The sequence below is a fragment of the Micromonospora sp. NBC_01412 genome, assembly GCF_045040215.1.
GTDB classification, from domain to species: domain Bacteria; phylum Actinomycetota; class Actinomycetes; order Mycobacteriales; family Micromonosporaceae; genus Micromonospora; species Micromonospora rubida.
The window spans coordinates 6,585,491-6,595,879 of sequence record NZ_CP109528.1 but is presented as its reverse complement, the minus strand read 5'-3'; the positions used below and the strand labels follow the sequence as shown (position 1 = coordinate 6,595,879).

At 73.1% G+C, this 10,389-nt stretch carries 11 protein-coding genes; 5 read left to right on the top strand and 6 right to left on the bottom strand.

Translation table 11 applies throughout. The annotated features are described in order from the left end of the window. Positions 1–201: 201 nt before the first annotated feature. The 3 genes from OG617_RS28810 to OG617_RS28800 all read left to right on the top strand — a co-directional run bounded on the left by OG617_RS28810 (position 202) and on the right by OG617_RS28800 (position 3,801). Positions 202–540 carry a hypothetical protein gene (locus OG617_RS28810; protein WP_405096066.1) on the top strand — a complete coding sequence of 113 codons (339 nt, stop codon included), beginning with the start codon at positions 202–204 and terminating at the stop codon, positions 538–540. Positions 541–623: 83 nt separating this feature from the next. Then, positions 624–1,919 (top strand): low temperature requirement protein A, encoded by a 1,296-nt coding sequence (locus OG617_RS28805; RefSeq protein WP_405096065.1) that lies wholly within the window; start codon positions 624–626, stop codon positions 1,917–1,919. Between the two features lie 301 nt (positions 1,920–2,220). Further along, positions 2,221–3,801, top strand: coding sequence for a DHA2 family efflux MFS transporter permease subunit (locus OG617_RS28800; protein ID WP_405096064.1), 1,581 nt, complete (start codon positions 2,221–2,223; stop codon positions 3,799–3,801). Positions 3,802–3,845: 44 nt separating this feature from the next. On the opposite strand, the gene OG617_RS28795 is transcribed toward OG617_RS28800, so the two are convergent. After that, entirely contained in the window at positions 3,846–4,742 is an 897-nt protein-coding gene (locus tag OG617_RS28795; protein ID WP_405096063.1) for a GNAT family N-acetyltransferase, read from the bottom strand. Between the two features lie 137 nt (positions 4,743–4,879). On the opposite strand from OG617_RS28795, the gene OG617_RS28790 reads away from it, so the two are divergent. Together OG617_RS28790 and OG617_RS28785 are read left to right on the top strand one after the other, a co-directional pair. Beyond that, on the top strand, positions 4,880–5,164 hold the full coding sequence (locus tag OG617_RS28790; RefSeq protein WP_405096062.1) for a hypothetical protein: 285 nt from the start codon (positions 4,880–4,882) through the stop codon (positions 5,162–5,164). After that, a complete protein-coding gene (locus tag OG617_RS28785; protein WP_405096061.1) occupies positions 5,161–6,174 on the top strand; it encodes a cupin-like domain-containing protein in 1,014 nt (337 codons plus the stop codon). Before OG617_RS28790 ends, OG617_RS28785 begins: the two co-directional genes overlap by 4 nt. Positions 6,175–6,365: 191 nt before the next feature. Here OG617_RS28785 and OG617_RS28780 read toward each other — a convergent pair whose 3' ends face one another. The 5 genes from OG617_RS28780 to OG617_RS28760 form a co-directional block, all read right to left on the bottom strand. After that, positions 6,366–7,649, bottom strand: a complete 1,284-nt coding sequence (locus OG617_RS28780) for an NAD(P)/FAD-dependent oxidoreductase (RefSeq protein WP_405096060.1) — start codon at positions 7,647–7,649, stop codon at positions 6,366–6,368. Positions 7,650–7,811: 162 nt separating this feature from the next. After that, positions 7,812–8,093, bottom strand: coding sequence for a TraR/DksA family transcriptional regulator (locus OG617_RS28775; protein WP_405096059.1), 282 nt, complete (start codon positions 8,091–8,093; stop codon positions 7,812–7,814). A 95-nt stretch (positions 8,094–8,188) separates the two neighbouring features. Beyond that, on the bottom strand, positions 8,189–8,470 hold the full coding sequence (locus OG617_RS28770) for a potassium transporter TrkA (protein ID WP_405096058.1): 282 nt from the start codon (positions 8,468–8,470) through the stop codon (positions 8,189–8,191). Between the two features lie 157 nt (positions 8,471–8,627). Continuing rightward, positions 8,628–8,831 carry a hypothetical protein gene (locus OG617_RS28765; protein WP_405096057.1) on the bottom strand — a complete coding sequence of 68 codons (204 nt, stop codon included), beginning with the start codon at positions 8,829–8,831 and terminating at the stop codon, positions 8,628–8,630. Positions 8,832–8,975: 144 nt separating this feature from the next. Continuing rightward, the gene (locus OG617_RS28760; protein WP_405096056.1) at positions 8,976–10,208 is read right to left on the bottom strand and encodes a PucR family transcriptional regulator; all 1,233 of its coding nucleotides are present in this window, start codon (positions 10,206–10,208) and stop codon (positions 8,976–8,978) included. Between the last annotated feature and the right edge of the window lie 181 nt (positions 10,209–10,389).

Genomic DNA, 10,389 nt, shown 5'->3' with positions numbered 1-10,389 from the left:
ACAGTTGATTGTGTTGCCTGATCCCGGGGCAAAAGCGGGCAGGTCAGCGGGCATCTCCGAAATGGACGCGCACCGGTGCAACCCACCCGGCGGTGAGCAGCGAGGGGATCACCGGGTGGGCTAGCGTTTCCGCGCGGGACCGGCGGCACGCGCTCCCGGAGGCGGGTGTGACGGCCGGCGGATCAGATCGGGAGGACCACCGTGGCGGATGACCGCGCCGGGGCGGCGTTGCGGAAGGCGCTACTGCTGCTCGACCACGGCCGCGCCGAACGCGCCGAGTCGGTCCTACGGGGAATCCTGCACGAGACGTCGGACCCGCTGTGGCAGGTAAGGGCGCGCGTGGTGCTGGGCGAACACCTGCACGGTCGGGGCCGCCACGACGAGGCACTCGCCGTGCTCACGGAGGTGCCGCGGCTCGGCGTGCCGGACGCCGACGACGACGTCGTGGCGTACGAGCTGCGACGCGCCGGTGAACTCCTCGCCCGGCTGCGCGGGCGCCGGGGACCCGTGGTCGCGGGCGCTGCCGGCGCACGCGGCTGAGTCGCGGTCGCGGGGCCGAGTGGTCGGGACAGGATTCCTCGTTCCTCCCCGTGGCCATCGGGGCGGCTGCCACACTCGGCAGGATGAGCGCCGTCCGCCAGCCCGGCCGGTTCCTGCCTGCCGCGCCCGGGTCGCGGGTCACCCGCCTGGAACTGTTCTACGACCTGGTGTTCGTGTTCGCGTTCCTCAACGTCACCACGCTCCTGTCGGAGAACCTGAAGCCGGTCACGCTGCTCGGCGGGGCGGTGGTGCTGGCGCTGCTGTGGTGGTGCTGGGTCAGCTTCGCCGCGATGGGCAACTACCTGCGGGCCGACCAGGGAGTGGTCCCGCTGATCGGCGCGGTGACGGTGGCCGCGCTGCTGGTGCTGATGCTGTCGCTGCCCGAGGCGTTCGACGACCGGCCGGGCGGGCCACCGGGGCCACTGGTCTTCGCGGCCTGCTATCTGGTCATCCGGGGACTGCAGGTGTTCGTGCTGGTGACGCGCAGCCGGGAGCAGCGCGGCGCGCTGTGGAGGCTGAGCCGGCCGGTGATCGTCAGCATGGCACTGATCCTCGCCGCCGCGCTGCTGCCGCCCGTGTCAACACATTGGCCGTGGGTGAGCTGGCTGCGGCTCGGGCTGTGGGTGGCCGCGGTGGGGGTGGAGTTCGTCGTGGGGCCGAGGACACGTAACTCGGGCCTGACGGTGGTCTCCGCCGGCCACTGGGCGGAGCGGTACGCGCTCATCCTGCTCATCGCGCTCGGCGAGTCCATCATCGCGCTGGGCACGGGGGCGAAGTTGACCCTCGGCCTGCCGTTGACCTGGCCGGTGGTGGTGGCGGCGGTCCTCGGCGTCGCCGTCATCGCGGCACTGTGGTGGATGTACTTCGATGTCCTGGCCTCGGCTCTGGAGCAGAAGATGCACCGCACCCGGGACGCCGCGCAGCGGGCCGTCCTGGCCCGGACCGCCTACACCTACCTGCACCTTCCCCTGATCACGGGGGTCATCCTGTTCGCGCTGGGCCTCAAGCGGTACCTGACCACCATCGCCGAGGCGCGGGGCGACGCCTGGCTCGCCCGGCCGGCCGGGCTGGACGACGGGGTCCTCTTCGGCGGGGTGATCATCTACCTCACGACGCTGCTCGCCCTGGAGTGGCGCGTCGTCCGGCGGGTGCGGCCGGCGCCGGTCGTCACGCTCGTGGCGCTCGTTGTCGCGGTGCCGGCCGTGAGCGGCTGGCCCGCGAACATCGGCCTGGCGCTCCTGGCGCTGATCTGCGTCGCGCTGGTGCTTGGTGGAATGCGCAGCGGTGATCCACTTCGCCGCGAGGTGCGCCAGACGGCTCTGGAGGAGCAACTCGCCACCGAACACGACCAGTCGGAGTGGCGCCGCCGCAACCTGTGACGGCGCGAGTCCGACCGGCCGGTGCCCGCGCACCGGCGGCGGCCGGCGACCGCCCGGCACCGTGACCGCAACCACAGCCGGATGAACCGGTAAAGGGCGGTGAGGTGGGCGTCGGCCTTGTTACCGTCGCGGCGTGCGTCCGCAGGCGGACCAGGCGCGCGAGGGGGGAGACGGCGTGTGGGCCCGGGGCGCAGGGGCGGTCGTCTGCGACCTCTCCGCCTGACCTCTGACTCAGACGTGGGGCGGCGTGCGGTGTGGCGCGCGGCCGGCGTCATTCGCAAGTTTCACCAGGAGATTCGCTTTGAGTAGTCAGTCCGCGGCGCCGGCCAAGCTCGACGCCGCCGTATTGAAGATCGCCGGGGTCGTGGTCCTCGGTGCGATCATGTCAATCCTCGACGTTACGGTGGTCAGCGTCGCGCTGCCCACCTTCCAGACCGAATTCGACGCGTCGTACGCCCGGGTCGCCTGGACGATGACGGGCTACACGCTGGCGCTGGCCACGGTGATCCCGTTGACCGGCTGGGCCGCCGACCGGTTCGGCACGAAGCGGCTCTACATGGCGGCGCTCCTGCTGTTCACGCTCGGCTCCGGCCTGTGCGCCACCGCCGACTCGATCGGCCAGCTCATCGGCTACCGGGTGCTGCAGGGCCTCGGCGGCGGCATGCTGATGCCGCTCGGCATGACGATCATGACGCGGGCGGCCGGCCCGGCGCGGATCGGCCGGCTCATGGCCGTGCTGGGCATCCCGATGCTGCTCGGCCCGATCGGCGGCCCGATCCTGGGTGGCTGGCTGATCGACGTGGCCAGCTGGCACTGGATCTTCCTGATCAACCTGCCGATCGGCGCCGTCGCCCTGGCCTACTCGCAGTGGGCGCTGCCGAAGGACAACCCGGAGCCGTCCGAGTCGTTCGACATCGTCGGCATGCTGATGCTCTCGCCGGGCCTGGCCCTCTTCCTGTACGGGGTGTCGTCGCTGCCCGAGACCGGCACGTTCGCCGACAACAAGGTGTGGCTGCCGATGCTGGTGGGCGGGCTGTTGGTCATCAGCTTCGTCCTCTATTCGTTCAAGCCGAAGCACCCGCTGTTGGACCTGCGGCTGCTGCGCGACCGCAACCTCACGGTCGCGGCCGTGACGCTGGCCGTGTTCATGGTCGCGTTCATGGGCGCCGGCCTGCTGTTCCCCAGCTACTTCCTGCAGGTACGCGGCGAGTCGACGCTCGACGCCGGCCTGCTGATGGCGCCGCAGGGCATCGGGGCGATGGTCACCATGCCGATCGCCGGCATGCTGGCTGACAAGTTCCCGGTCGGCCGGACGGTGCCGTTCGCGCTGGTGCTGATCGCGGCCGGCTTCTTCGCGTTCACGCAGGTCGGCACCGACACCTCGTACTGGGTGCTGTGCGGTTCGCTCTTCGTCATGGGTCTGGGCATGGGCGGCACGATGATGCCCGTCATGACCTCCGCGCTGAAGACGCTGACGAACCACGAGGTGGCCCGGGGCTCCACGCTGCTGAACATCCTCCAGCAGATCGCCGGCTCCGTCGGATCGGCGATGATGTCGGTGATCCTGACCAAGGAGCTGAACAACTCGCCGGCCATCCCGGGGGCGGTCGACCCGAACACCGGCAAACCGATCACCGAGGCCGGCCTCGCGATCGCCGTCAAGCAGAACCCGGACCTGGCCCAGCAGTTCCCGGTCGACCCGGGGATCCTCCAGCGGGGCCTGGAGTACGTGGCCAACTCGTTCGGCACCACGTTCTGGGTCGGCTTCGCGCTGATGCTGGTGACGTTCGTCCCGGCCTACTTCCTGCCGCGCAGGCGGCAGAAGTCCCACCTGCTCGACGACGAGCAGGGCGGCGACCGCACCCCGGTGATGATCCACTGATCGGCCGCGGCGTGGGGCCGGTGGGCCCCACGCCGCGGCACCGGTCACGGGGCGAGGTGCTTCTCGAACCAGTGGTGGGCGTAGGGCTCGGTGTTGAAGGGCTCGACCTCCCGGTAGCCGGCCGAGCGGTACATCGCGATCGCCTCGGTGAGCGCTCGGTTGGTGTCCAGCCGGACGGCGGCCCAGCCGCGCTCGGCGGCGTACCGTTCCAGTTCGTCGAGTATCCGCCGCCCGACCCCGAGCCCGCGCACCGAGTCGGACACCCACACGCGCTTGATCTCGGCGGGGGCGCCGGGGTGCAGCTTGACCGCGCCGCAGCCGACGGGCTCACCGTTGAGGGACGCCAGCAGGAACACCCCGGCGGGCGGGACCAGTTCCTCGTCGTGGACGGGGCTACTCACTCCCGGGTCGAATCCCCCGTCGAACCGCCGGCCCACGTCCCGGGCGTAGGCCCGCACGCAGGCCCTCGCCCGCGGGTCACCCGGGGGGCATTGCCCGATGACCACCAGCGACGCGACGAGCAGGCGCTCGACCTCGGCCATCGCCGCGACGAGCCGTTCCCGCCGCCGCCCGGGAAGCGGGGCGAGGATGGACCGGGCGAACTCGTCGGAGCGCCGGTCCAGCTCGGACCACTCGGCCCGGCCGGCCCCGGTGAGCGCGGCGACCCGCACCCGCCCGTCGCCGCCGGCCCGGTCGGCCGGCCCCACCGTGACCAACCCGTCACCCTCCAGCGCGCGCAGGAGCCGGCTGAGGTACCCCGAGTCCAGTCCGAGTCGGGACCGCAGCGCGGCCACCTCCGCGCCACCGGGGCCGATCTCCCACAGCAGGCGCGCCTGCGCGAGGGGCCGCCCGCGCGCCATGTACTCGTCGTCGAGCGCCCCCACCCGCTGGGTCACCGTCCGGTTGAACCGCCGCACCGCGGCGACCAAGTCCACGTCCATATACCTGACTTTAGTCAGGCAATCCCGCGACCATTCGCCCGGGGTGCGGGCGGCGCCGCCGACCGCCGGGAGCATCCCGGCCGGACGGGACACCTGTCCCTGGCGGCCGGGTCGATCCGGCGCGTTGACTCTGGTCCATGACCTCACTTCCGGACCACTTCCCTGCCCACGTCAAGGGCTCCTACGTCAACTGCGAGGAGTACACCCGCAAGGCGCAGCTCACCGCCGTCCCGGGCACGGAGCAGTTCGCCGCCCACGTCAAGAACAACTACGTCACCTGCGCCGAGTACACCCGCGAGGCGCAGCTCACCGCCGTCCCGGAAACCGACCACTTCCCGGCCCACGTGAAGAACTCCTACGTCAACTGCGAGGAGTACACCCGCGAGCCGCAGCTCACCGCCGTCCCGGGCGCCACGGCATGACCCTGCTCGCCACCTCCCGGCTGGACCGCGTCTGGCAGGAGTGGCTCGCCGAGAACCTGGCCATGGGCGCCCCCGTCGAGCAGGCGCGGGCCGCCGCCGTCGCCGGGGGCGCCGACGCGGACGCCGTCGACGCGGAGCTGGGCGAGCTCACCGCCCACCCGTACTTCGCCGTGTGCCGCCGCCTCGCGCTGCGCTACGACTGGATGGAGTCCGTGCTGGACACCTACCGGACGCTGCGCAACAGCGACGGCGGGAAAACCCTGGACCGCCGCGCGGGCATCACGCCGGAGGAGTTCTTCGCCCGGTACTACTTCGGCCACCGGCCCGTCGTGCTGGAGGGCCTGATGACGGACTGGCCCGCGCTCGACTGGACCCTCGACGGCCTTGCCGCGGCCTGCGGCGACGCGGTCGTCGAGGTGATGACCGGGCGGGAGGCCAACCCCGACCACGCCTGGCAGTACGACCGCCACCGCACCAGAATGCCGTTCCGCGACTACCTGACGCTGCTCGGGTCCGGGAACCGCACCAACGACTACTACATGGTGCCCCGCAACGAGAACTGGTCCCAGGCGCTGCGCCCGCTCGCCGCCGACGTGCGCCCGCCCGAGGGGATCGTGGACCCGACGGCCCTCGGGCATCTGCTGCTGGGCCCGGCGGGCACGGTGACGCCGCTGCACGTGGACAACAGCACGGTGCTGCTGTGCCAGGTCCTCGGCCGCAAGCACGTGCGCCTCGTGCCCTCGTACGAGCGGCATCTGGTCTACCCGCGCGGCGGCACGTTCAGCGCGGTCGACGCCGCCCGACCGGACCTCACCCGGCACCCGCGGTTCGCCGAGGCCACCGTGCTGGAGACCGTCCTGGAACCGGGACAGATGCTGCTCATTCCCGTCGGCTGGTGGCACTGGGTGCAGGCCCTGGACGTCAGCGCCACGGTCACCTTCCACCACTTCCAGGTCCCCGGGCAGAACCACAAGATGGCGACCCCGCCGGCTGCGGGCCTGGACGGGTGACGCCCCCGGGGCTGGGCCGCCGACCGGCGGCGCCGCGGTGACGTGACGCATCGGCCCCGGTTGGGCGGCGGGCCCGTGGAACCGGATCGGCCGCCGGACGCGCAGCCCGGGGTCAGGACTGCGCGTCCGGCGCAGCCGGACAGGGTGTCGGCGACGGTGGCGGTCCCCTGCCCGGGGTCCGGGGCCGGCCGTCAGCGCAGCGGGTCGAACGGCGCCAACTCCGGCGGTGCCTCCCCCTTGAGCACGGTCTGGGCCATCAGCTGCCCGGTGATCGGGCCGAGCGCGATGCCCCACATGCCGTGGCCACCGGCGACGAACACCCGGGGGGAGGCGGTGACCCCGGCCAGCGGCAGACCGTCGGGGGTGCAGGGCCGGGAGCCGACCCACTCGTCGCGCCGGTCGTCGAGGTCCACGCCGGTCAGGAACGGGCGGACGGCGTCGACGATGGCGGTGATCCGCCTCGGGTCGAGGGGGTCGTCGGGACGACGGAACTCCATCATCCCGGCCACGCGCAGCCGATCGCCCAGCGGCGTGCACGCCACCCGCTGCTTCGGGAAGTAGAGCGGGCCGCGCGGCATCTGCCGGACCGGCACGCTGAAGCTGTAGCCGCGGCCCGCCTGCACCGGCTGCCGCACGCCGAAGCGGGTGGCCAACCCCCCGAGCAGCGCGCCCGTGGCGACGACCACGACGTCGTGCTGTCTCTCGCCGGCACCGGAGAGCACCGAGACGCCACCGGACCGGGGCCGCAGGTCGGCCACCTCGACGCCTTCGACGATCTCGCCGCCGCGCTCCCGCACCGCCTCGGCGAGAGACCGCACGAACTCGGGCGGATCCAGGTAGCGCTGACCATAGATCTGGATCGCGACACCCACCCGGTGGGTCAGCGTCGGCTCCAGGGCGCGTGCCCGCCAGCCGGTGACCGGGTGGAAGCTGACCTCCTGGCCGGCGTCGCGGATCTGCTCCAGCTCGGCCAGCAGGCCCCGCGCGTCGCGTTTCCCGGCGAAGCAGGCCAGAAAGCTGTTCGCCCGGTACGTCTGCGCTGCCACCCCGCCCGCGGCCAGCACGTCGAACGCCTCCAGCGCCCGCTCGTTCAGCGGCACGTAGGCGGCCATCCCCCGCCGCCACCGCCGCGCCGTGCTGTGCGCCACGAACGAGGTGAGAAACCGCAACAGGCTACGGTCGGCACGCAGCGGCAGGTACACCGGCGACCGGGGACTGAGCACCGCCCGCAGCCCGTACCGCAGCACCGCAGGCTCCGGCAGCGGCGCGGTCAACCCCGGCGTCAACCACCCGGCATTGCCCCAGGAGGCCCCGGCACCCACGTGGTCCCGCTCGTACACCGTGACGTGCACGCCCGCCTCCTGCAGGAACCAGGCGGTGGCCAGACCGACCATCCCGGCCCCGACGACCGCGACGTCACGCGGTGCGCCGGCCACGAACGCCGGCGCGTGCTGCTGCTCGGGTTCCGGTGACATTGCCTGCTCCTTTCCTGGGGCGGGCACCCGCCCGACCGCAGATGGCCCAACCATGTCCGCGCGCCACCCACCCCGGCCAGGGCCGCCGCCGGTCAAGCTGGGCCTGTCGTCTTGCCGACGCCCGGCAATCTGTGCTGGCAGCGCCGGGCGCCGCCGCCCGGCTCAACGGCGAGTGGACGCGGCGTCGCAGCGCGGGCAGAATCTCGCGGCGGGCCGGTGGGCCAGGAACTCGATGGGGATGTCGGTCCGGCATCGTTGGCAGGTGCCGTACCGGCCCTGGTCCAGGTGGCGCAGGGCGCGGGCGAGGTCGTCGAGCGCGCGCCGCGACGCGGCCGTCAACGCCGCGGCGGTGTCCGCGCCGGCCGTCGGGTCGGGCCGGGTGCCCTGCCGGGCGAGCAGGGCGAGTTGCGTGTGGTGTCGCGCGTACTGTTCCTCCAGCACCATCCGAAGCACGTCGAGCTCGCCTTGTCGGCTGACCGAACGGATCCGCGTCGCGTTCTCCTCCCGCGGCCACCGGGGAGCACGTGGGGCGGCGGCGGTCACGATCCGGATCCGTTCCGCGGTTCGTGGTCGGCGTCCCCGCGGTCCGGGCAGCCAGCCACGTCGACGATGTCCAGGATGCCGAGCAATCCGGCGAGCGCGAGCGCCTCGGAGCGGGTCAGGGTCAGGCTGCAGGTGCTGTCCGGGTCCCTGCCGTCGTCGTGCACAAGGTCGCGATGGCCGCCGGCGTGGTGGGTGACGACACCGACCCTGCGCCCGCGCTCCGTGGTGAAGCAGTGACGTAGGCCGATTCCGGGCAGTGAGGTGCGTTCGACTTCCATGGGGCAACTCCGCAGAAGGTGTGACGGGTGAGGCGTGGGGCCGGCAGGACGCGAACACCTGGCAGCGGCGCGCGGGCAGGTGTCGACGCGAGCCGTCGACGCCGCAGGCCCGGACGACGACCGGCCCGGTCGTGGGTCGGTGCGCGGCGAGCAGGTGTCAGGCGGCGGCGAGCTGCGGCGGCGCGCGGTCGGCGGACCAGGCCGGCACGCAGCCCGGCACGGCGCGGCGGCCCAGTCGAAAGACGATGCACAGGCCCACCGCCCGTGCCGCGCAGAGGACGACCACGAGCACGGCCAGCACGAACAGCGTCGACAGCGGTCTACGCTCGTCGACGCCGAGGTGGGCGTGCCCGGCGCGCATGCGGCGACTATAGCCCACCTCTCGGGCCGTACCCGATCGCCGTTTGCGCTGGCGGGAGCCGCCTCCCGTCCGCCACGACCCGTCAGGAGACCCGAACGCCGGGCCAGGATCCCGGTGCGGCGCCGGCCTGCGGGTCGGCGACGTTCAGCCGGAGGTCGGCAGGGGTTGCGCCGGCCAGTTGAGGGCCTTCGCGCCGAGCACGGCCGCCTGCAGGGTGAACCGGTGGGCCGGGTCGGCGGGGTGGTAGCCGGTCAACCGCCGGACGCGATCGAGCCGGTAGGTGACGGTGCGTACCGATACGTGCAGGCGCTTGGCCGACTCGGTGGCCACCGCCCCGGTGTCGAAGTACTCCCGCAGGGTGTCTAGCAGCGGCTGGGCGCCGCCCCGGGCGTTCACCAGCGGACCGAGCACGGCCTGCACCAGGTCGACGATCGCCGGCTGATCGCGCAGCAGCACCCGGTACACCAGCAGGTCATGGGCGTCGACCACCGGGGCGGTCACCTGCAACCGTCCCGCCATCGACAACGCCTCGCGTGCCTCCTCGTACGAGCGGGCGATGCCGTACAGCCCGGGATGGGCCCGGCCCACCGCGATCCGCCACGCGTCTCCGCGCGGCAGCCGGGTGAGTTCCCGGTGCATCAGCCGCCCCAGCTCGCCGCTCGGCTCGGAAGACGGCGCCACCCGTTGCGCGGTGGTCGCCTCGGCCGGCGCGATGACGACCAGCAGGCCCTCCTTGGTGGCCACGAGCACGTCGCGGTCGCCGAGCCGGTCGAAGATCACCGCCTCCAGCGCGCTGATCGCCGCGTCGGCGTCGGGCAGCCGGCGGCTCGGCGCGGCCAGCGCCACCCGGTGCGCCCGGGCCAGGTCCAGACCGAACGGCTCGGCCCGTTCGACCAGCGCGCCCAGGTCGGAATCGCCGCGCAGCAGGTCGTCGACGAGTTCGCGCCGCAGCGTCTCCTCGCGGCGCACCAGGTCGCGCCGCGCCACCGCGTAGCCCTCGGCCAGGGTCGCCACCGCGTCGTCGACCACCTGCAGCACCGCGGTCGCCGCGACCCGCACCGCCTCGCAGTCGCGCGAGCGCGCCACGGCCGGCAGGTCGTGCCACAGTCGGCGGGCCGCCGACAGGTACAGCTGCACCACCCGTCCTGCCGATATGCCCTGTTCCGCGGCCCGCCTGCCGAGCGCCTCCACCACGTCCAGTTCCTCGCGCCGTGGACGGCGTCCGTGCACCGCCGCGTCGGCCAGCATCGGCAGATACTCCCCCAGCAGGTGCACATCCACCCCGCCGGCATCGCGGCTCGCGCCCGCCGCCACCTCGGCCAGCCAACGGTCCTCGGGCGCGGCGGCAGCCTCAGGACGCCGAATGCTGTCCGCCATTCCGCCTCGCCTTCACGCGTGACCGCCACAGGAGCGCCGCGGTTCCGGCGGCAGCGCCGCCTGCGGTCCAGGACGACCACGGTCAGCCCGGTGGGCGAGACCGCCCGGACGCCCGGCGCTTCGTTGCCGCGCACCGGCAGTCTAGCCCCGGCTGCGACGCCCCTGCCGGGGTTGTCTCGGC